The sequence below is a fragment of the Vibrio sp. R15-SG3-ISO1B genome (genome assembly GCF_059833835.1).
On sequence record NZ_JCBDGG010000047.1, the window covers coordinates 222,852 to 242,804 of the forward strand.

Here is a 19,953-nt window from a genome sequence, read left to right on the forward strand (position 1 = left end):
ATGTGAGATAGCCTAGCTTTAGCCTCTGCACTGAGGTGTGCTATCACTCGACACTCTGATTCAGTTCTTCAATCGGCTCTTCGTGCAGGTATGCCTCGATCGGTTCAGGCCTACCCAATCCAAAACCTTGCAGATGAGAAGCGCCTAACTCTTGCATAAAAGCTTGCATATCCGCACTTTCAATCCCCTCAGAGACAAGGCTCATTCCTTTGTCTTTGCATAGCTGAACCAGATAAGTCACCAAGTTTCGGCAGGACGCATCGTGCTGACAATCTTCAACTAAGCTTTTATCGAGTTTAATTTGATTCAGTGGTTGTCGAAATAAGCTTATGATTGAGCTGTAACCTGCGCCAAAATCATCCAGAGATATCTCAAATCCCGCCTGTTTTGCTTTTGAGATTTGGTCATGACACACCGTACTACTATCGAGAATGTGAGACTCCGTCAACTCCAATACGATCCTCGAAGTCGGCACCTTGTATTGATTTGCAATCGACACGATATCGGTCACGAAGTCTGGATCTCTCAATTGAATCACCGACACATTAATATTGACCTTAGGTCGATTATCACTATCAATGGGGCAACGACGCACAAACTCACACGCTTTACTAAAGACTAGCTTTCCCAATGCAGAAATGAGACCACGCTGCTCGGCGAGTGGAATAAATTCAACCGGCGACACATAACCTAAGTCCTGATGTGTCCACCTAGCGAGTGCCTCATAACTGATGACTTGATTCGTTACACTGTCAAAAATCGGTTGCACAGCGATGGTGATGTCTTCATTTTCTATCGCCGATCGAATCGAATCTTTGATAACAAACCAGCGGTCAATAGCATTTTTCACATCCCCTTGATAGACGGTGATCCCGCCATTATCAGACGCATAATCGGTAATCTGATAAAGAAGACTTAATGGGCTATCGCGATCCAAATCGCATTCATACAAACCGCCGACTGCAACATCATCGGTCAGCAGATGCTCATCGACATAGATCTCGTCATTGAACGCTTCAAGCAATGATTTCAACGCCAGAGTCAATGCCTCAACAGATAATCCAGATAGCGTTCTTAATACAAATTGGGTTTCGGAAACTCGATAGATTTCGTAGTCACTTTGTTGTTCATTTACCCATTTGACTAACCGCGCAACGACTTCTTTCGCGAAGCTGCCACCCCAAAGTCGATCGTAATCTTTGAAATTATCCACAGACACAGTGATAAGCACAGCACCATCCTCATTATGTTCGATATCCTCGATCCATTTGAGTCTGTTGTACAACCCTGTGTCCCCATCGTGATAGGCGACACGATAGAAATACTCTCTTAGCAACTTTTGTTCACTGATATCACGGTGAGAGCCGACCATATAACTGCCTCCCTCATCGGCAACAATGACGCCCGTTGCCTCAAGCCAAATGTACCCATTGCTCTTTGTTTTCACGCGGTACTCGGTGACCATTTCGCGAGAGTCGCCTTGCTCATGCTCGTCCACACGTTCACTCAACAGTGCTTTGTCGATAGGATGAACCAATGACAACCACTGTTCCAAAGTAATCTCATCGGAGGGCAGATCAAACTGACTATAAAAGTGCTGGTTGTAGTGTCGAATCACTCTATCCCTACCCATAAACCATGAACCATCTCGACTCATATCGAAAATATGGCTCATTTTGCTTAGCAGCAATTCGATCTCTTTTTCTTTCATTCCGTACTCCATCAACGGTTCAACCAATCTCACGACGTCATTTTTCTCTGCGTGCCATCCTTGACCACAACAGACTTATTATAGTTGTCAATACGTTAGGTTGCCCAATATCGTCAAACACTTACCATAAATAAATGAGAAATGTGACCGATTAACGAATCGACGACAATTTTTCATATATACGGACTTCATGGATAAAAAGATGACTGTGAACGGAGCAATGTTTGTAGGCATCATTCGCGCTGGATGTGACTGACATGCACAAGGTTAGTTAGCTTGATAGCCGGTTTAATAAGCAACTGGGCACTACCGACAATAAATAACCAAGTACCACCCAACATAAGTGCATCGTTTAAGAAAAAAATACTACCGACCAAAAACCAAATCGCTATGAGTAAATCGTTGACTGCCCCGAGGGCGTCATAACGCCTTTGAACAACAAGGTGACGCTTTCCCAGATCCAAATCGAGCTCATCCACATATTCATTCATGCTCACCTCCTCGGCTCAGTGTTGGCCAGTCGACCAATTGGACACGCTCTCTCAACAAGTTGACACTGACGAGCAAAGGGACTGCAACCAAAAATCCGATGCCACCCCAGAGCCATCCCCAGAAGGATAACCATACGAAGATAACCAGTGGATTCAAATTGAATCGTCGGCCGAGCAGCGTCGGCGTGACGAATTGGCTCTCAACTAAGTTCAACACTAAATAAAGCGAGGTCGCCGCCAACACTAAGCTCAAGGAATCAAACTGCAAGTAGCCCACAAGAGTAAAACTTAAGGCTGAAATGAGCGGTCCGACATAAGGGGCAAAATTCAGCATGCCTGCCAATGCCCCCCAAAGAAAGGGGTCAGTCATCCCTAATATCCAGAACACTAAGCCCACCGCGACACCCAACCCTACGTTGACCAAAGTGATGGTACTGACATAACGCGAGAGATCGCTTTGCAACGCTTTAACTAACCCCACGACTTGTTTTTGCTGCGAAAAGCTATCCAGACAATGTACCATTTGCCTGTATAGACCACGTCCGTGATTAAGCATAAAATACACCATAAACAGCACCATCATCGCGTTAATAACGATGGCGGGTGTTGCCGTTGCTAAGCTTTTCAGCAACGAAAAGAGCGTACTGTCACCCATGTCATCCATATCACCGGCTATCGATAGCGACTCTCCGGTTTGCTGTTCTGTGGTCTTGGCCACTTCGCTCACTTCCTGAGTGACACTTTTTACGATATCAGGCAGTTGTGACCACCACTGCTTGACGGGCTCTGACATAGCCGAAAAACCTACCAACGACACGCCGACTAAGCAAGACAGCACGAGAACAACGACTAAGGTTCGAGGCATCCCCTTGGATTCAACGTAGTTGATGAAAGGACTACACATTAGTGCAATAAAACTACTGACAACCAGCGGCATCAAAAACGCTTTCGCAAAGTAAAGAGCCGGCACTACCGTGACAACGACAAGCAGTACCGATAGGACGAGACTCATGGAAATGGTGATACGACTTTTCATCGAACTATCTACTCCCCGCGAGGCGTGGTAACACAGACCGGACAACGAGTCGACTGAAGGACCTCGAAAGTGACGGCCTCAGAATGGCTTGATGTGCCACAGCTGCACCGTAAAGCGCCATTCCACCAAAGGCAAAACAAGGGTGCCTATCAATGAAACGAGCCGTTAAGTGCCGACATAATCGGTAATGCAGTAAGCACTGATTGAGTGCCACTTTACTCTCCATTCGAGTGAGCTCGGTTTCCTTTTTCAACTGCTTGAGTGAGCGCATCCCAACCCTCCTTAATTTGCTGTTTAGTGTGTGTATAGCCCACAAGCCTCAGTAACTGATTTTGTCGCCATATCAGCAAGATAAGGCTCAAACCAAGTGAACATAGCGCAGTCAAAACCGCAAGCGGGAGTTGGGATGTCCACCAATAAATGATGATGCCGAGTGAAACCGAAAGACTAAAAATAAAAAGCACCAACAACAGCACAAATAGGATCGAGCATAGCAGCGCCGATCCCAACGCTCTTGCACTCAATTGACTTTCTAGCCGAAATAGCTTCGCGCTCGACAGCAGCCAAGAGCGAATGAGGACGCTCAAGCGTTCTGATTCTGCTGCGATGCCAGCCAAGTCGTCCCAGATCTCCTGAGGCTGTGATCGATGAGGCTCGCTCAACTGCGCTTTCTCCATCTCTGAGTCGATACCTACACTGTCACTGTGTTGTTCGTCTTTTGTCATTCGGTTACTCACTGGTTATGCTGTTTAAACAGGTGGATTCAAACGCGCAACGTGCCTGTTGCGCGCATCAATCGTTCAGTATTTGTCTCAGTGCTATTTGATCAATTTAGATACTGCCCAACCAGCTAAAAACGCACAGCCGATACTCAACAGTGGCCTCTGCTTAATGACATCGCCCGCTGAATGAGCGACCTGCTCTGCTTGGTGACTGCTTTCACCCCACTTTTGTTGTGCTTCTTGCTTGATCGCATTAACGGCTTCGAACGCCGCTTTTTCTGCGAGTTCGTACGCCTCTTCCAACTGCTCTTTCGATTTCTCTGCTGTTTCTTTCGCTGTTGTTTGTTTTGCTGTAGCCATGGAAATCTCCTAACAATGAGTAATGAGTTCAAAGTAGAACAAGCGAGAACCGTGCCACCCATAAATTTATTTCCACACCTCATCAAATAATGACTTTAAATGCTCTCATGGTTGAATGTTAATGTAATTTTTTCTTTGTTAAGCCAAAAAGTCGGTAAATTTTTCATGGCATATAGAGAACAAATAAAAATATCACCATAAAGAACAACACTAAACAAACAACTCGTACTGGCATATTACCTGCAACAATAAAACAGATGATTTTTAAAAATTGAAATGTGAGAAATAATATTGATGAATCATGAGAGGTATCAATGAAGTTAACTACCCATACGCTAGAGAATATGCTGACCTCTATTATCCATCATCATGCCCGTAGTCTAACTCTGCTTAAAAAACGGCCCAACAATACATTAACGAGAAGTGCTCATCGCTTTGTCGTTGTAGAGCAAGCGCTAATGAATCGAGTCGCCAAGCTGCTTTTCAAACAGAAGTCTCAGCAGGTATTGTCACGCCTTGCTCACGCACAACGTTCTCACTCAAAAGATGACCAATCGTTTGATGACTATCAGCACATGTATCATGCGAATACCCAACTGATCATAGCTCTTCGCACTCATTTGCGAGAGATAACGGATCGTTCATTGACCCTGCAAATTTCGTATTGGGTCGCGGCGATGCAGATGGAAAATGATGAAATAGAAAAGCAGCTCCAACTCTAATTAAGTTCAGCTCCCATGTGATGAAGATAATAAGATAGGTAAGGGCGTTCCCTCTAGGGAAATAAATTTATTCTAGACTAAAAAAGGGAGGTTAACCCTCCCTTTTTGCTTACTAAAAATTAAGAAAAATATTAACAATCTTCATCTTCAGCCTTCAGCTCTTCTTTAATATTCTCACAGCTGTCTTCAATGGCATTTTGAGTATCTTGTACGGCCTCATCCATTTTTTCACCGGCTTTTTCCATCGGGCCTTCTTCACTGCAAGCCGCTAAGGTAAACATTAATCCCAGTGGGATTACCCATTTCATAATAGAGTGATTGTTTTTCATATTTCGCCTTCCTATGTCAGTTATCAATTTTTATTAACGTCTACTTGTAAAGTACATCACCAAAGAAACAATCAGAGACAAAACAAACAAATAGAAGATAAGTTGTGCGATAGTGGCTGCAGCACCTGCAATGCCTGTAAACCCTAAGAGTGCAGAAACCAACGCCAACAGCAGGAAAATAAATATCCAACGAATCATCACAAACTCCTTATTGGAACGTATTGCATTAACGTACGGGATTTGAATGCGATGACGTTTCTATTGAACAATTTCTAGCTTGTCGATAACGCGTGTCACATCATTGGTGTTGCTGGCAATCAAGATAGCCAGATCGTGTTCGGCGTCAGAACTCACTTGTCCGGCGAGCGTCACTGCTTGCTCTTGCGTGGTAACTTCTATAGCACTGCCACTGACGTTGGTATCCAACAGTAAGCGGGTTTTGACAATTGCGGTGATTTTTGTGTCTGTCATCGCTTCGAGTGTCTCTGAAGTAGCGTCGGCAGGCGTCTCAGAAACCGTGAGCTTATTTTCTACCGATTTGACACCATCTAGACCAGAAACAAGCTCCTGTGCGAGGGCCTTTTCCAAATCGTTGTTAACAGAACCTGTGAGCGTCACCACACCTTCATTAACATCCGTGTTGATATCAAACGAATTGAGGTTGCTATTTAGAAGTAGTGTTGTTTCTGCCTTCCCATCCAACCAAGCATCGTTTGCCTCTTCTTGCCAATTATTTTCCGCATATACGGCTGTTGGAACGGAAATCAATGTCGTTAAAGCGATCGCTGTGGCTAATTTATTCATTGTTACTCTCCATAATTGACGTTGCTAATGAGTGTTCACTTTTGCCACTGTCACGTTGCAAACCTCACGCCAAAAACGTAACCATCTGAATGTTAACGATTTAGATTATTTTCCTAGCAATACCATCTTTCATAAGTCGAAAGGTTTTGAATTATTTACACACCGCACATGTAATATTTTAGTGTTCACTTTCACCAGCGATCGTTTACTGCACAAGTCGTTGAACTCAACTCATATTGTTTCTGGTTCGGTTATTTTCGTGTATTTGAATGAATGATGACATTCGCATTCCTTGTACCTATACAATAATGCGCGTACATTGACTCTATCAAAGTAAAAAGGACAACGTTTATGTCGCTACCCCACCTGCTTATCCAGTTGTCTGATCCTCAATTAAGCGACATGATTCATTCCAGCTCTGAGCTGTCGAATTTTAATGTCACCCTCTGCTCTCACACAGACGATTGGATTACACTACTCGAAAATAAACAGCCCGATGTCGCATTGATTGAAGTCACGCAGCTCAACCATGACGACTACCAACGTCTTCGTACTCGAGATCTGTTCGACTCGATGGAGATCATTTTGATTAGCTCAGGCGATCCGCATGACAACATCGATGCCCTCCCTCATCTAGGCGCCGTTTTCCATTATAGAAAGCCGGTTAATGTGTCTGTCTTAAATGAAACTTTGAGTGAGATCAGCCAGTTCTATCAGCAAAGTCAAACCAACGGCGAAGCCATTACCACCAGCGACTTAGACCAGTTTGGTCTGTTGCTCGGCTCCTCTTCGCAAATGCACGACCTGTACAGGACACTGCGTCGCGTCGCTCGAACCGAAGCGAATGTCCTTATCGTTGGCGAAAGCGGCTCTGGTAAGGAGCTGGTCGCTCAAACAATTCACCTTGCGAGCAAGAGGAAGCAGCAACCGTACGTTGCCATTAACTGCGGAGCAATTAGCCCAGAGCTCGTCGACAGTGAGTTATTTGGGCATGTAAAAGGGGCGTTTACTGGCGCAAATAAACCGCATGATGGTGTATTTAAGCAAGCACAGGGCGGTACCTTGTTTCTTGATGAAGTGACTGAAATGCCGATTGAGCATCAGGTTAAGTTATTGCGCGTCCTTGAAACAGGAGAGTATCGTCCCGTTGGAGACAGCAAAGTTCACATCGCGAATGTGCGTGTCATTGCCGCCACAAACCGTGATCCTAAAGAAGCCATCGAGCAGCAACTCTTTCGCGAAGATCTCTATTTTAGGCTTTCGCATTTCCCCATTTACGTCCCACCACTTAGAGAACGTGGGAATGATATTGTCGGCCTAGCGAAGCATTTCATTGCTCACCGCAATGCAAATGAAAACCAAGTAAAAACCATTCTTGACAGTGCGCTTGATAAAATCGCCGCTAGCCAGTGGCCTGGTAATGTGAGAGAGCTAAAACATACCATAGAGCGCGCTTTCATACTGGCCGATGACGTCATTGGTGAAGAGCACCTAGTGTTTGATGCGCCTCCACTAGAAACAGGGTCCCCCATCGAAAACCTCGTCCCCGCAGGCGTTGCACTGGAAACGCTAGAGAAAGCCGCTATCTTGAATACGCTTGAAGAAACTGAGGGCAATAAAACTGAGTCGGCAAACAAACTCGGTATCAGTGTCAAAACGCTCTACAACAAGCTTGAAAAATATCAAGATGAGTAAAACAACATGCTTCCCCAACCATATTTTCTCTCTTAAGGGACTTATAGCGGCTTAAACATTGTTAAGTGCTTTGGCACCAATACGTCGCTTGTGTTGCTCATTTTCTCCAAAGCATCGGCGCGCGATACACCATTAGCGCCAGCAGAATCATTCCACAGCCAATTTGGTTGGAGAAAGTCAGCCTCTCTCCGTACACGCTGACACTTAACGCCACAGTCCACACAGGCTCCAAAATCATGATGAAGGCGGCACTCGCCGTCGCCATGTACTTTTGCGCCGTTGTCTGCATTAAGTATCGAAGGCTGGTCGCTAATAACGTGCTCGCTGTGAACCACGCCCAAATATCCGCATCGACGGTATCTGGCCAAACCTCGAACCAAGCACTGGCAATCCCGGCCATCACTCCCGTGACAAAAAGCTGCAAGGTCGTCAGAAGCAACGTTGGTACTTCACGTGCAATTCGACTGTTAACGTTAAAGTGAAGGGCCAACATGAGGGCTGCACAACCAAACCACATTTGACCCTGTGACAACTGCCAAGACTCACTAGGATCGTGCGCCAATAACGCAAGACCCAACACTGCAAACGGAAGTGCGAGCCAGAACCACCGCTCGGGACGTGTGCGAAACAGTACCCAAGCTGTCAGCGGGACCAAGAGCATGGAGAGACTCATGATAAAAGCCCCTTGACCCAGCGCATGACTGATGTCAATCGCGTGAATCCAGCACAACAGTGCCGAACCCAATAACACCCCAACGCCAGCGGATTTCCCGCAGGCCGCTAACGCTGTCTGCTTCCATGCTTTGTAGCAAAACGGCATCAAAAACAGGGACGCCAAGATAAAGCGACTACTGATAAAAGCAAATGCAGGAAGGCCGCGCACTGTCTCTTTGGAAAAAATCCATCCTAAAGCGGCAAGCATAGTGGTCAAAAGTAAGAGGTAGGCGGAATATTTCTCAATTTTCATGGTGGCCCCATTAGCGAGCATCGTTCAAGAGTTGCAAGACATGGTCGATGGTTTGATCCCAAGTGTGAGATGGCAACTCCAACGCAGAAGATGCGGTGATCCCCTCATAAATCAGCATCAATAAGGTCGAAAGGTGAGGTCGTGATACGCCATCTTGCTGGAGTCTAGTGTCAAAATCCTCGCGAAGGCGGCGCTTATAATCGCGGACATAATCTACGATGTCATCATGTTTCCCTTGATACTCAGCCAGAGCATGTAGGTAAAAACAACCACCGTGATCTTGCTGCTTGTGCCAATGGCGTAACGCAAGAAAAGGGACTAAGGCCTTAAAGGAATACTCTGCTTGCAGCTCCACTTCTTGTAGGCAGGCCCAATAGCGCGCTTCCCTTTCCTTCATAATCGCGAGGATCAACGCCTCTTTGCTCGGGAAATGCTTATATAACGTACGCTGGGTAGTATTCGCGCATTGGGCAATCTTGGCAACGCCAGTTCGATGAAAGCCCTCGTGATAAAACAATTGCTCAGCAGCGTTCAGCACATCGTCTCTTTTTGACATTGACACTCCAAGATGAAAGTATAGTGATCACTATACACACAATATCAAGTATCGATCGCATTGCAAGAAAAAACAGGGGAGCGACCTATGGAGCCAGAGAAAACCATGAAAGCCATCGTCACTACCGCTCAAGGTGGTTTGGACAAATTGGAGTACAAAGATGTACCGATGCCGACACTTCAACCCGGCGAGGTACTGGTCAAAGTGCTTGCCGCCGGCGTAAACAACACAGAAATCAACACACGTATGGGTTGGTATTCACAAGACGTGACTGGCTCAACGGACGACATGGCGAACCAGAAGCAGTTTAGCTCACTGTCTGATGGAGGTTGGAGCGACGCCACACCTTTTCCATTAATCCAAGGGACGGATGCATGTGGGATTGTAGTCGACGCCTTCGATGTAACGAATCAATCACTGCTCAACCAACGCGTTTTGGTTCGTCCCTGCATCCGAAAACACGGTTTTGACAGCCTAGACAACATCTGGATGGCCTCGGATTTTGATGGTGCTTTCGCTCAGTACGTCAAAGTACCCGCCACTGAAGTCTTTACCGTTCAATCCAGTTGGAGTGACGTCGAACTGGCAAGCATTCCCTGCGCCTATGGTACTGCGGAGAATATGCTGCATCGTGCACAAGTTTCGCGCTCTGATACCGTGCTTGTAATAGGAGCCTCTGGTGGCGTAGGTTCAGCCGCTGTTCAATTAGCAGTACGTCGTGGTGCTAAAGTCATCGCGGTCGCTTCAAAAGCTAATCATTCTGCCATCCGGGCACTGAAGGTTTCTCAGGTCTACGACCGAAACGCAGACTTACCAAGCATTCTTGGTGAAAACAGCGTTGATGTTGTGATTGATAACGTCGCCGGCGACAAATTTGGTCAACATTTAGCGCTGCTCAAACGTGGCGGCAGAATCGCTACCTCAGGCGCAATCGCAGGACCTATCGTCAACATAGATTTACGTAAGCTCTACCTCAAGGACATCACACTAATAGGCACGACAGCATGGGATGAACCTGTCTTCGCAAACTTAATTGGTTACATTGAGCGAAATGAAATTCAACCTTTAGTCGCGAAGACGTTTCCGCTTAAAGAAATTGCCAACGCACAGACGGAGTTCTTACGCAAACGACATTTTGGTAAGTTTGTGTTGATCCCTTAACAGGGTCATATTTGGTATTTATGCGTTATCACATGACAGGAACTCATTGGTCTAAGATTGATTTTGAGTTCCTGTCGATTCTTCAAACAGCGTCGCTAGCCATTCGATAAAGGTTCGAACCCTCTTAGGTTGCTGACGACGAGACTCATACATGATTGAGATAGGCATAGCTTGACAGGTCCAAGGCTTGAGCACTTCCAGCAGTTCGCCACTTTCTATGTAGGGTTCTACGCCATACCTAGGCAATTGAATGATGCCCAAACCATTCAGTCCCGCTGTAAGATAAGCTTCCGTGGTGGCGACTGATACCCGATGGTTTACGAATAGACGTCGCTCACCATCTCCAGCAATATATTCAAACTCGCTCGAAATGCGCCGTCCATCAGGGCAATAACCCACAACAAAATGTTCGGATAAGGTTGACACATGTTCTGGCAATCCATAGCGCTGGACATAGCTGGGGCTAACACAATTTATCATGGCCATTTCGCCTAATCGGCGAGCAATTAGACTGCTATCGTTAAGAATCCCTCCTCGAACAACGCAATCTACCTGCTCTTCTATCGGGTTTATTCGCCTGTCTGCGCCTAAAACATCAATTTTCGTGTTTGGGTGCATAGAGAACCATTGTGATAGCTGTGGCGCAACAAACGAAGTAAAAAAACGACTTGGCATATCGACCCGGATCACCCCATTTAGCCCTTCACTTTGCGATTGAAACTCACTCTCTAACGCATCTAATTCAGTGAGTAAACGGAGACATTCTGAAAGATATCTCTCTCCAGACTCGGTGAGGCTGATTCGTCTTGTACTGCGTAGAAACAGGCGAGTCTTCAAATGCTCCTCTAGACGACTGATGGATTTAGAAATAGCAGACTTAGGCACATTAAGCTCTTCTGCTGCTTTAGTGAAGCTACCTAACCTTGCCACTGAGGTAAAACGGCGCATTGACTCTATTGTATCCACACCCAGTTTGTTCCTTTTATTTGAACAGTTAGTTCTAATTATCGATATTTTTCACAACAATTAAAGCAACTATTCTCGTTGATATTGTTACGGTTAACAGAAGAAAGGGATAACCATGAACAAGATTGCTATTATCACCGGAGCGAGTCGCGGCATAGGTCGCAGTGCCGCATTACATCTAGCACAACGCAATATCGACATTATATTCACCTACCAAAGTCAGGCAGATGCAGCGAAGAGCCTAATCGATGAAGTCTCTGCACTAGGGCAAAAAGCAATCGCTCTGCAACATGATGTGCGTAATATTGCTTGTACGGCTTTACTGATCGATGAAATTCGCCAAACACTCGCTACTGAATTTCATCGCGATTCGTTCGACTACCTTGTCAACAATGCTGGAACGGGATTAAACAGCGCCATAGAGTCAACCAGTGAGGAGGAGTTCGATGATATGTTCGCCATTCATGTCAAAGGGCCATTCTTCTTGACACAAGCACTTTTCCCGCTCATTTCAGCTGACGGACACATTGTTAACATTTCAACAGGGTTAACTCGTTTCTCGTTCCCGGGATACGCGGCGTATGCGATGGCAAAAGGTGCAGTGGAAGTAATGACCCGATACATGGCCAAAGAGTTCGCATCTAAGAGAGTGAGAGTTAACACACTCGCCCCCGGCGCCATAGCGACGGATTTCAGAGATGGTTCCAACCGTGACAGTAGCGAAGCACGTTCGATGATTGCCAACATCACCGCGTTTCAACGAGTGGGTGAACCCGAGGATATTGGCAAAGCGATAGCGGCACTATTCAGCGATGACTTTGGTTGGATAACCGGCCAACGCATTGAAGCTTCAGGCGGCATGCTCCTTTAACCTAATAGCGCTCAACGATAGTCATTAAAATCGTAGAGCGCTATTCACCACGCAATAGCAGAAAAACGTTTTCTGTAGTTTTACACTGAGAATCGTTCAAGTGAAAACATTGAAATGTCGTATTGCGTCTGCCCATTGGAGGCAAGCTCACTTAACATCTCCCCTATCACGCTCGCAAATTTGAACCCGTGACCAGAAAAGCCCGCCGCAATCAGTACATGAGAATGCTGAGGGTGCCTGTCGATGATGAAATTCTCATCTTCTGTCATACTGTACATACATGTTTTTCCGTACATTAAATTGCCAACATCTGGCATCACTGCGGCTAAGAAACGCTCCAAATCATGGCTATCATGCACACTGTCATAAGGCTCTATGTCCAAGTTAGGATCTTGCGCTTGCCCACCATCATGACGTCCAACTTTGAGGCCCGCTTGGTCAATACTCGGGAAACCGTAATAGATGCCTTCTGGTGAATCAAAAGAAAACGCTGGAAAATGATCTTGTCCATACTTTGTCTCTTCAGCTTCAAACCAAGCGAAGGTTTTTCTAGTCGGTTGCATCGGCAAGGTCAAATTGAGTTGACGAAGTATCTCTGCTGACCAAGCGCCTGCTGAAACAATCAACCGGTCAGCAGAGATCACTGTCTCTCCAGAAGTGAGTGTTACGCCTGACTCATGGATGTCTATACTATCAACGCCGTGGTAAGTCAGTAGCTCAGCACCGTGCCCAATGGCTAGGGTCCGATAGGCGCGAATACACGCTTCACAGCGCAATACGCCCGATGTGGATTCGAAACAGCCGATATAGTTGTCTGGTAAGGTAATGCCGGGGAAGCGTTCACTTACTTGCAAGGCATCAAGAATATCGAGAGGTAACTGGTACTTAACGGCACTGGCAATAAGGGTTTGAATAAATGGAGAGTCCCGCTCTCCCATATTCAGAACGCCGGTGTTAAGAAATAACGACTGATTAGATTCTTGCTCCAACTGCTGCCACAAGGCTTGCGCTCTAAGCGCGAGAGGCACATAAGCCTCTCCTTCACCATAGGCGTGACGAATAATTCGGGTTTCCCCATGATGACTCGCATTGTGGTGGGGAGGATCCCCGGCATCCAACAAAATGACTTTCTGTCCTTTTTTCGCCAGAAAATAACCCGCGGCCATGCCCATAGACCCGGCCCCGACGATAGCAACGTCATACTTCACAATTCACTCCTTGACGCGCGCAAAGCGGCTTTGTAGACGCATGCGCTGTTTGTTATGCAAACCATTGTTTCAGCCAATGAGTCAAACATCAAGACAAGGAACCTTAGCCTACGCTGATGATGAGCGGCGAAGACTTACTTGGCGTGCTGCAACAACCAGTTGTGCAGCAACGTTAGCCAGCAAGAGACCGGATGCTCTTTTGCTCCATGCAGTCCAAAACCATGCCCTCCGCGCTCAAAAAGGTGCATCTCCACTGCAATGCCGTGATGCTGAAGTGCTTGCCAATAGTGAAGGCTGTTGTTGACAGACACTGAGTCATCATCGCTGACACTCAATCAACCTACAGCGAGGCTCAATCCTGTGGTGATTTTGCCATCGCTTTCTCAAGATCACGGACGATAGCTTCAGCTGCTAAGATGCCTCGATTAAGCGACCACACCTGCGGAGAAACCTCGATAGCCTGCTGATTGCCGCTAATATTCAGCAACCTAAAGAGCGGATTGTCTTGCCATTGATCAAGTAGCGTTGTTGTCGAGCGTTTACTGAAAAACAACCAATCTGGATTGACTTTCAACAACAACTCAAAATTTGCCTCGACGAGATGGCTCTCGGTCAGTTCAGGCATTGCGGGTTGTAACCCGAGCTCAGCCAACAAGCTACCGGTGTAGGACTGAGGGCCATGTAACCACATCCCTCGATCATTCACGTTAGCGAACTGTACGTTACCTTGCCCTTGAAAACGCCCTCGATGGGCCTCAATGAACGCGCGATGTTGAGCGAGCCTTGCTTGCATCTCCGATGATTTACCAACAGCTTGCCCGATGGTCAACGCCGAGTTCAAACTATCTTGGTAACTTTCACCGCGACTTTTTAACAGTAAGGTCGGCGCGATGGCATTGAGATCATCCAAACTGACTCGATGACGGTGTGCATCCGCGATGATCAAATCCGGTTTCAATTGGGCAATCACCTCTAGATTGGGTTGAGACCGTATTCCAACCGATGTCCAAGGCTGAATACGTTCCCTCACTTGAGGAATAATTCGCTCTGGATCATGATCATCGGCAATCCCAACGGGGGATATTCCCACCACCGCCAGTGCATCCACAAAAGAATACTCCAATGCAACAATCCGCTGCGGGTATGCCGCTTCATTGGTGCCTCTGATATTTGCTTGTACTGTGCTCACACACAGTACAAGCAGCACACCCATTATATTGGCCAATCGCATCAGAATTGACCCGTTAAGCTCAGTGTCACTTCGCGAGGATCACCTGCGTAAATACGATGGCTATCCGTGCCTCCAACGTAGTACGTTTCATCAAACACGTTGGCGAGATTGAGCGATACTCGGTAATCCGTCATCTCATATTGAACACCGAGATCCACGGTGACACAAGCAGGCAACGCCACTCTCGAGCTCGGATCTTCGCTAGTGTATCGCGCACCTTCATAATTCGCGCCGAGTGTGGTTCCCACGACACCGCCCGCAATCTGATAAGGGAAGTTATATTTAGTCCAAACATAGGCGTCGTGGTAGGCCGACATCGGGGTGCGACTTCCTTCTATCGTCTCATCAGCATTCGCTGCAATTCTTGAATCAACATAGGCATAACCAAGCTTGACTTGCCAGTTGTCCACGGGCTGCATTAGCAGTTCCGTTTCAATCCCTGTACTACGTACTTCACCAAGCAATTCATAATCGCCGTTGTCGTTTTTCTCAACCACGTTCGATTTTTCAATGTCAAAATAGGCCAGCGTCCATTGGCTGCCTAATCCCATCAAGTCGGTTTTTAGACCAATTTCGTATTGACGTCCCTCTTCAGGATCAAACGCCTCATCACTGGCGCTTTTCTTTTCTACACTATTGGGATTAAAGCTCTCTCCATAACTCGCGTACAGCGATGATCGAGCTGCTAGCTTATAAACAACGCCAGCTTGCGACACCCATGCGTCCGTGGATTGAGTATCTTGAGTTGACTTACTGATGTAATCGAAGTCTACGTCTTGGCGCATGTAGCGCACGCCCGCCATCAGCGTCCAGTCGGGAGTAAGGTAGACAGTATCTTGAAGATAAGCACCGTAGTTGGTGTAGTCGGTAATGCGATGATCCACGTTATACGCACTCTCATCACGCTCTGTGATATCGATGGGATCGAAAAAGTCTACACTGCTCGTCGCGTAGGTTTCACGCAAAAAATCGCGCTTTTCTAAGCCGATATTGGTACCAATCAGCAGCTGATGCTCAATATCGCCAAGCCAAATACTGCCTGTGCTCCTCGCATCAATAAAATGATATTCACGCTTATTGACTTGATCTCTATCTCTCACGGTAACCGACTGTGACGTGTCTTTTACATCACGTGTCTCGTAGAGATGACGTGAGTCTTCATGCCACACACTGCGCCAGTCAAGGGTAAGATCAAAGGCGCGAGTCAATGCGGTATTAAAAGTGGCGAACGCCACAAGTCCCTTATCTTCGTCTGTGTCATCCGCTGATTGATAATGGGTATCCAGCGAAGCAATCTGTTTGATGTCGTTATTGAGGACAGCCAGTCCGTTGTCTGCCACACGCTGCTCAGACTGAAGCTCTAAGCCAAAGGTGAGCGCTGTGGCCGTTGACGGTTGATAGGTTAAACTGGGGAACAGATAATAGTTGGTCTGATCGACGTCTTGACGATACGAGTCGGCCTGCTCACCACTCACAATCATTCGATACAACCATGTTTTGCTGCTGTTAAGTGGCCCTGTCGAATCGAGCGTACCGGTAAATCCATTATTCTCGCCAACGCCACTGACCTCTGTGAGGTAACTACTTGCAGATACGTCGTACGTAACGGAAGCAACCTCTTGCGGTTTCTTAGTAATGATGTTGACCAGCCCACCCGGCTGTATTTGCCCATAAAGTATCGAAGCGGGGCCTTTGAGGATTTCAACACGCTCAACGTTCGCCGTTGTAGGAGAGCCGAAACGAGACGCTAATCCAGGCAGGCCATTCACTTGAATGGTATTTAAATCTGCGGGCATACCTCGGAGTGTAAAGCTATCTGCGTCTACCCCAGAGCGGCTTAACCCTGTGGTATAGCCATAGGCATCATCTAGCGTATTGGCGCGGATATCTTGAAGAAATTGTTGGTTGATGATGTTAACCGTATGCGGCGTTTCCAACGGATCCACATCGGTTTTGGTCGCGGTGTTGACGCTAGGGTCGAGATACGAATTTTGTTGACCGACGATGACCATAGTGTCGAGTTCAGCTGTCTCGTCGCTAGAGCGGTCTTGTGCCATCGCAACCGAGGTAACGCCTAGCGAGAGGGCCAGGCATTGAGTGATAATATTTGCAGCAAATTTCATAGATGAGATAAAAACCTTACATGTACGCGCTTATGCGCTTTTTGTTGTCGTGATCGTGCTCGACTGGCTCGTCAGCCGGCAAGATGTGCGCATGGTAATTATTATCATTAGCATTGCAACTCAAAATACAGCTTTTATAACTATTTTTTATTTATCTAATGATGAAATTGATTGTAATTATCATAACGGTTACACTTCCGCGCTTCGTACAATCGTCAATAGAATGGAGTCACTCCCTATGTTGACTTCTAAGCAGTTGGTTTGGCTGTGTTTTTCGCTCACCTTGTTGAGTGGAGTGAGCTACTCTGTCATCGCGTGGTCTAGTTTCCCTCTCAGCGTGATTGACCTTTGGTATTCCATGAGCACCAGCCCATCACCGAGTATTGAGCAACAAATCATTCGAACAATACGCATCCCTCGCGTCTTATCTGGCATGGTGATCGGCGCAAACCTCGCTGTTGCTGGACTGCTGATGCAAGGAATAACGCGAAATCGACTCGCCTCTCCTTCTGTACTAGGGATTAACTCTGGTGCGGCTTGCGTCATGGCACTTGGTGCCCTCAACCTACCTATACTGTCTGAATTTCCCAGTATTCTGCTAGCAGGTATCGGCGGTATGCTAAGCGGTGCAACCGCCATGTTGTTAGGTGGCGTGTTTAGCTCTCGCTCCAATCCCCTAAAATTGGTGCTTGCAGGTATTGCGCTTAATGCCTTGCTGATAGGTCTCACGCGTGCTTCTGTGATACTTGTCGACGATAACGCTTATACGATCATCACTTGGCTTGCGGGTTCCATCTCCTCTTTGGGTTGGAAGGAATGGCATACTCTATGGCCAATCAGCTTAGTTGGGCTCACGATGGCCATAACGGTGAGTCGTCACTTAAACCTTATTGCCCTAGGTAACGAGTCAGCGATCAGCCTCGGTATCCACATCCCTAGGACCCAAGCCATCACGAGTATCGCTATCCTATTGCTCACCGCATCAAGTGTTGCCGTCGCAGGGCCGATTGGATTTGTTGGCTTGCTGATTCCACACACAGCAAAACGCTTAGTCGGCAGTAACTACGTCGTGTTAGTGCCCGCTTGCGCACTGCTCGGCGCAGCGCTAGTCACATGGGCAGATGCTTTGTCACGCTCTATCGCTTTTCCCGCAGAAACGCCCGTTGGCGCTATCACAGCACTGATTGGTACACCCTGCTTTATCTACCTCGCTATTCGTCACTCAGACTCATGAACAGACTTGTATTTTTTACTCTCTCTGCCATCTTGATTAGCTTGATCGCCGTCAGCCTAATTGCCGGCGCAACGCATTTATCCGCTGTTCAAGTGGCGAACACTCTGATCTACGGGGGAGAGTACGACTTTGTCGTTAACCAATATCGATTGCCCCGTGTCATTTTAGCGATCGGTGTCGGCGCGGGCTTGGGGTTGTCGGGTATCTTAGTTCAAGGGATCATTCGTAATCCATTAGCTTCTCCTGACCTCATGGGCATCAGTGCCGGAGCGGGGCTCGCAGCGACCGCATTGATGGTGTTTTTTCCACAGGCGCCTAATCACTTGTTATCTTTATCTGCACTGTTTGGTGGCATAAGCGCTGCGGCAATCATCTACATCATCAACACAACCACTCAACCCACACCGACAAAATTAGCCCTTATTGGCGTGTCGATCAGCGCTTTCCTTGCCAGCTTGATCGACTTTTTGATGGTGGTACATCCAATGGAAATAAATACTGCTATGGTTTGGCTTACCGGCAGCTTGTGGGGTCGGAACTGGACACACGTTCCCACTATTTGGTTCACATTAGTGGTGTTGGTCCCCTATGCATTCTGGCTCGCTTGGCGACTCGATATTCTCGGTTTAGGCGACGACAGTGCCACCTCTCTCGGTGTCACTCCCACCAAACTGCAGTGGAGAGCACTGCTCTGCGCTGTCGTTTTGGCAAGTCTTAGCGTATCCATCTGCGGTACCATAAGTTTTGTCGGCTTGTTGGCACCCCACCTTGCGAAAATGCTGTTTGGTCATCAGCATAAAGCCTTGATTCCCGGCGCAGCGCTCATTGGCGGCTCACTTGTTCTTGCCTCTGACACACTGGCCCGCGGTCTGCAGCCACCGATAGAGCTACCCGCAGGTGTCTTAACCTCTTTGATTGGTGCGCCTTATTTCATTTATTTGTTGCAACGTTACAAGGGCTGGTAATGATTACAGTACACAACCTGAGCGTCGGATACGGCGACACCACGATAATCAACAATCTGAACCTTTCGATCCCCAAAGGACGCATCACTGCCCTAATTGGTCCAAACGGTTGTGGAAAATCCACGCTGTTAAAAGCACTGGCGCGCGTACACAAACCCATGCACGGTGAGGTATTACTAGACGGAACCACTTTATCATCGTTTGGGGAAAAGTCTCTGGCACAGCGGCTCTCACTACTGCCGCAAACTCTCCAAAGTCCCGAAGGGATAAGCGTTCAACGACTGGTTGAATATGGCCGCTCCCCCTACCTTTCACATTGGGGCAGACTCAGTGTCCATGACAAAGCGCTGGTTCAGCGCGCAATGGAGCAGACCGGCATTTCAGACCTCGCGCCTGTGCCTCTTTCAAGCTTATCAGGAGGACAACGACAACGTGTCTGGATCGCTATGACCCTTGCCCAAGACACCGATGTCGTGATGTTGGATGAACCGACGACTTACTTAGATTTATCCCATCAGATTGAGCTAATGAAGCTGATGAGAGAGATGAACAACCAAGGGAAAACAGTGGTTGTGGTGCTGCACGATCTAAATCAAGCATGCCGCTACTGCGACCATTTAGTGGTGATGCACCGAGGTGAGGTCGTCTCTCAAGGTGCACCGAATGATATCTTCACCCCTGAGTTACTCAAAAACGTATTTTCACTCAACGCGCACGTCGTACCGGATCCTATCGCTCATACGCCAATGTGTGTCGCGTGCTAAATACGCCAACAATATCAATATAAAAACAATAGACCGA

The 19,953-nt window shown here is 47.2% G+C and carries 22 protein-coding genes; 7 read left to right on the forward strand and 15 right to left on the reverse strand.

Features of this window, described 5'->3' with window-relative positions; genetic code table 11:
- Nucleotides 1-43: 43 nt before the first annotated feature.
- The 5 genes from AC6R0S_RS15280 to AC6R0S_RS15300 all read right to left on the reverse strand — a co-directional run bounded on the left by AC6R0S_RS15280 (nt 44) and on the right by AC6R0S_RS15300 (nt 4,320).
- On the reverse strand, nt 44-1,711 hold the full coding sequence (locus AC6R0S_RS15280; RefSeq protein ID WP_500638272.1) for an EAL domain-containing protein: 1,668 nt from the start codon (nt 1,709-1,711) through the stop codon (nt 44-46).
- Nucleotides 1,712-1,944: 233 nt separating this feature from the next.
- The gene (locus AC6R0S_RS15285) at nt 1,945-2,202 is read right to left on the reverse strand and encodes a YrhK family protein (RefSeq protein ID WP_500638273.1); all 258 of its coding nucleotides are present in this window, start codon (nt 2,200-2,202) and stop codon (nt 1,945-1,947) included.
- Nucleotides 2,195-3,238, reverse strand: coding sequence for an AI-2E family transporter (locus AC6R0S_RS15290; RefSeq protein ID WP_500630453.1), 1,044 nt, complete (start codon nt 3,236-3,238; stop codon nt 2,195-2,197). Before AC6R0S_RS15290 ends, AC6R0S_RS15285 begins: the two co-directional genes overlap by 8 nt.
- A gap of 215 nt (nt 3,239-3,453) precedes the next feature.
- Nucleotides 3,454-3,963, reverse strand: coding sequence for a hypothetical protein (locus AC6R0S_RS15295; RefSeq protein WP_500630452.1), 510 nt, complete (start codon nt 3,961-3,963; stop codon nt 3,454-3,456).
- A 93-nt stretch (nt 3,964-4,056) separates the two neighbouring features.
- Nucleotides 4,057-4,320, reverse strand: a complete 264-nt coding sequence (locus AC6R0S_RS15300) for a hypothetical protein (RefSeq protein WP_487903790.1) — start codon at nt 4,318-4,320, stop codon at nt 4,057-4,059.
- Nucleotides 4,321-4,634: 314 nt separating this feature from the next.
- Here AC6R0S_RS15300 and AC6R0S_RS15305 point away from each other — a divergent pair, with 314 nt between their 5' ends.
- Nucleotides 4,635-5,042 carry a hypothetical protein gene (locus AC6R0S_RS15305; protein ID WP_500633300.1) on the forward strand — a complete coding sequence of 136 codons (408 nt, stop codon included), beginning with the start codon at nt 4,635-4,637 and terminating at the stop codon, nt 5,040-5,042.
- A 131-nt stretch (nt 5,043-5,173) separates the two neighbouring features.
- Here the strand turns inward: AC6R0S_RS15305 and AC6R0S_RS15310 are convergent, their stop codons facing one another.
- From AC6R0S_RS15310 to AC6R0S_RS15320, 3 genes are read right to left on the reverse strand one after another with little or no spacing between them, the layout of a single operon-like run.
- Complete coding sequence (locus AC6R0S_RS15310; RefSeq protein WP_500628664.1) at nt 5,174-5,371, reverse strand: hypothetical protein; 198 nt, start codon at nt 5,369-5,371, stop codon at nt 5,174-5,176.
- A gap of 33 nt (nt 5,372-5,404) precedes the next feature.
- Nucleotides 5,405-5,569 carry a DUF1328 family protein gene (locus tag AC6R0S_RS15315; RefSeq protein ID WP_334552359.1) on the reverse strand — a complete coding sequence of 55 codons (165 nt, stop codon included), beginning with the start codon at nt 5,567-5,569 and terminating at the stop codon, nt 5,405-5,407.
- A 60-nt stretch (nt 5,570-5,629) separates the two neighbouring features.
- The gene (locus tag AC6R0S_RS15320; protein ID WP_500638274.1) at nt 5,630-6,175 is read right to left on the reverse strand and encodes a BON domain-containing protein; all 546 of its coding nucleotides are present in this window, start codon (nt 6,173-6,175) and stop codon (nt 5,630-5,632) included.
- A gap of 351 nt (nt 6,176-6,526) precedes the next feature.
- Here AC6R0S_RS15320 and AC6R0S_RS15325 point away from each other — a divergent pair, with 351 nt between their 5' ends.
- Nucleotides 6,527-7,870: a sigma-54 dependent transcriptional regulator gene (locus AC6R0S_RS15325; protein WP_500638275.1), complete on the forward strand. Its 1,344-nt coding sequence runs from the start codon at nt 6,527-6,529 to the stop codon at nt 7,868-7,870.
- Between the two features lie 97 nt (nt 7,871-7,967).
- Here the strand turns inward: AC6R0S_RS15325 and AC6R0S_RS15330 are convergent, their stop codons facing one another.
- Nucleotides 7,968-8,837 (reverse strand): DMT family transporter, encoded by an 870-nt coding sequence (locus AC6R0S_RS15330; protein WP_500638276.1) that lies wholly within the window; start codon nt 8,835-8,837, stop codon nt 7,968-7,970.
- A 10-nt stretch (nt 8,838-8,847) separates the two neighbouring features.
- The gene (locus AC6R0S_RS15335) at nt 8,848-9,393 is read right to left on the reverse strand and encodes a TetR/AcrR family transcriptional regulator (RefSeq protein WP_500638277.1); all 546 of its coding nucleotides are present in this window, start codon (nt 9,391-9,393) and stop codon (nt 8,848-8,850) included.
- 87 nt (nt 9,394-9,480) lie between these two features.
- On the opposite strand from AC6R0S_RS15335, the gene AC6R0S_RS15340 reads away from it, so the two are divergent.
- The gene (locus tag AC6R0S_RS15340) at nt 9,481-10,554 is read left to right on the forward strand and encodes an alcohol dehydrogenase family protein (protein ID WP_500630446.1); all 1,074 of its coding nucleotides are present in this window, start codon (nt 9,481-9,483) and stop codon (nt 10,552-10,554) included.
- A 51-nt stretch (nt 10,555-10,605) separates the two neighbouring features.
- Here AC6R0S_RS15340 and AC6R0S_RS15345 read toward each other — a convergent pair whose 3' ends face one another.
- Nucleotides 10,606-11,520 carry a LysR family transcriptional regulator gene (locus AC6R0S_RS15345; RefSeq protein ID WP_500638278.1) on the reverse strand — a complete coding sequence of 305 codons (915 nt, stop codon included), beginning with the start codon at nt 11,518-11,520 and terminating at the stop codon, nt 10,606-10,608.
- 115 nt (nt 11,521-11,635) lie between these two features.
- Here AC6R0S_RS15345 and AC6R0S_RS15350 point away from each other — a divergent pair, with 115 nt between their 5' ends.
- Nucleotides 11,636-12,391, forward strand: coding sequence for an SDR family NAD(P)-dependent oxidoreductase (locus tag AC6R0S_RS15350; RefSeq protein ID WP_500638279.1), 756 nt, complete (start codon nt 11,636-11,638; stop codon nt 12,389-12,391).
- 80 nt (nt 12,392-12,471) lie between these two features.
- Here the strand turns inward: AC6R0S_RS15350 and solA are convergent, their stop codons facing one another.
- From solA to AC6R0S_RS15370, 4 genes are all read right to left on the reverse strand, one after another.
- Nucleotides 12,472-13,599, reverse strand: a complete 1,128-nt coding sequence (solA, locus tag AC6R0S_RS15355) for an N-methyl-L-tryptophan oxidase (protein WP_500638280.1) — start codon at nt 13,597-13,599, stop codon at nt 12,472-12,474.
- Nucleotides 13,600-13,733: 134 nt separating this feature from the next.
- A complete protein-coding gene (locus AC6R0S_RS15360) occupies nt 13,734-13,910 on the reverse strand; it encodes a hypothetical protein (RefSeq protein WP_500638281.1) in 177 nt (58 codons plus the stop codon).
- A 41-nt stretch (nt 13,911-13,951) separates the two neighbouring features.
- Nucleotides 13,952-14,788, reverse strand: a complete 837-nt coding sequence (locus AC6R0S_RS15365) for a Fe(3+) dicitrate ABC transporter substrate-binding protein (protein ID WP_500638282.1) — start codon at nt 14,786-14,788, stop codon at nt 13,952-13,954.
- A 41-nt stretch (nt 14,789-14,829) separates the two neighbouring features.
- A complete protein-coding gene (locus tag AC6R0S_RS15370; RefSeq protein WP_500638283.1) occupies nt 14,830-16,953 on the reverse strand; it encodes a TonB-dependent siderophore receptor in 2,124 nt (707 codons plus the stop codon).
- Between the two features lie 238 nt (nt 16,954-17,191).
- Here AC6R0S_RS15370 and AC6R0S_RS15375 point away from each other — a divergent pair, with 238 nt between their 5' ends.
- The 3 genes from AC6R0S_RS15375 to fecE are packed head-to-tail and all read left to right on the forward strand — an operon-like array spanning nt 17,192 to nt 19,916.
- Entirely contained in the window at nt 17,192-18,187 is a 996-nt protein-coding gene (locus AC6R0S_RS15375; protein WP_500638284.1) for a FecCD family ABC transporter permease, read from the forward strand.
- The gene (locus tag AC6R0S_RS15380; protein ID WP_500638285.1) at nt 18,184-19,152 is read left to right on the forward strand and encodes an iron chelate uptake ABC transporter family permease subunit; all 969 of its coding nucleotides are present in this window, start codon (nt 18,184-18,186) and stop codon (nt 19,150-19,152) included. The genes AC6R0S_RS15375 and AC6R0S_RS15380 overlap by 4 nt, the downstream gene beginning before the upstream one ends.
- A complete protein-coding gene (gene fecE, locus AC6R0S_RS15385; RefSeq protein WP_500638286.1) occupies nt 19,152-19,916 on the forward strand; it encodes a Fe(3+) dicitrate ABC transporter ATP-binding protein FecE in 765 nt (254 codons plus the stop codon). The genes AC6R0S_RS15380 and fecE overlap by 1 nt, the downstream gene beginning before the upstream one ends.
- Nucleotides 19,917-19,953: the final 37 nt, after the last annotated feature.

Bases quoted from the DNA above. Each gene is read 5' to 3' on its own strand.
- AC6R0S_RS15280 (WP_500638272.1), bottom strand. From the start codon at position 1,711: ATGAAAGAAAAAGAGATCGAATTGCTGCTAAGCAAAATGAGCCATATT.
- AC6R0S_RS15285 (WP_500638273.1), bottom strand. From the start codon at position 2,202: ATGAATGAATATGTGGATGAGCTCGATTTGGATCTGGGAAAGCGTCAC.
- AC6R0S_RS15290 (WP_500630453.1), bottom strand. From the start codon at position 3,238: ATGAAAAGTCGTATCACCATTTCCATGAGTCTCGTCCTATCGGTACTG.
- AC6R0S_RS15295 (WP_500630452.1), bottom strand. From the start codon at position 3,963: ATGACAAAAGACGAACAACACAGTGACAGTGTAGGTATCGACTCAGAG.
- AC6R0S_RS15300 (WP_487903790.1), bottom strand. From the start codon at position 4,320: ATGGCTACAGCAAAACAAACAACAGCGAAAGAAACAGCAGAGAAATCG.
- AC6R0S_RS15305 (WP_500633300.1), top strand. From the start codon at position 4,635: ATGAAGTTAACTACCCATACGCTAGAGAATATGCTGACCTCTATTATC.
- AC6R0S_RS15310 (WP_500628664.1), bottom strand. From the start codon at position 5,371: ATGAAAAACAATCACTCTATTATGAAATGGGTAATCCCACTGGGATTA.
- AC6R0S_RS15315 (WP_334552359.1), bottom strand. From the start codon at position 5,569: ATGATTCGTTGGATATTTATTTTCCTGCTGTTGGCGTTGGTTTCTGCA.
- AC6R0S_RS15320 (WP_500638274.1), bottom strand. From the start codon at position 6,175: ATGAATAAATTAGCCACAGCGATCGCTTTAACGACATTGATTTCCGTT.
- AC6R0S_RS15325 (WP_500638275.1), top strand. From the start codon at position 6,527: ATGTCGCTACCCCACCTGCTTATCCAGTTGTCTGATCCTCAATTAAGC.
- AC6R0S_RS15330 (WP_500638276.1), bottom strand. From the start codon at position 8,837: ATGAAAATTGAGAAATATTCCGCCTACCTCTTACTTTTGACCACTATG.
- AC6R0S_RS15335 (WP_500638277.1), bottom strand. From the start codon at position 9,393: ATGTCAAAAAGAGACGATGTGCTGAACGCTGCTGAGCAATTGTTTTAT.
- AC6R0S_RS15340 (WP_500630446.1), top strand. From the start codon at position 9,481: ATGGAGCCAGAGAAAACCATGAAAGCCATCGTCACTACCGCTCAAGGT.
- AC6R0S_RS15350 (WP_500638279.1), top strand. From the start codon at position 11,636: ATGAACAAGATTGCTATTATCACCGGAGCGAGTCGCGGCATAGGTCGC.
- AC6R0S_RS15370 (WP_500638283.1), bottom strand. From the start codon at position 16,953: ATGAAATTTGCTGCAAATATTATCACTCAATGCCTGGCCCTCTCGCTA.
- AC6R0S_RS15375 (WP_500638284.1), top strand. From the start codon at position 17,192: ATGTTGACTTCTAAGCAGTTGGTTTGGCTGTGTTTTTCGCTCACCTTG.
- AC6R0S_RS15380 (WP_500638285.1), top strand. From the start codon at position 18,184: ATGAACAGACTTGTATTTTTTACTCTCTCTGCCATCTTGATTAGCTTG.
- fecE (WP_500638286.1), top strand. From the start codon at position 19,152: ATGATTACAGTACACAACCTGAGCGTCGGATACGGCGACACCACGATA.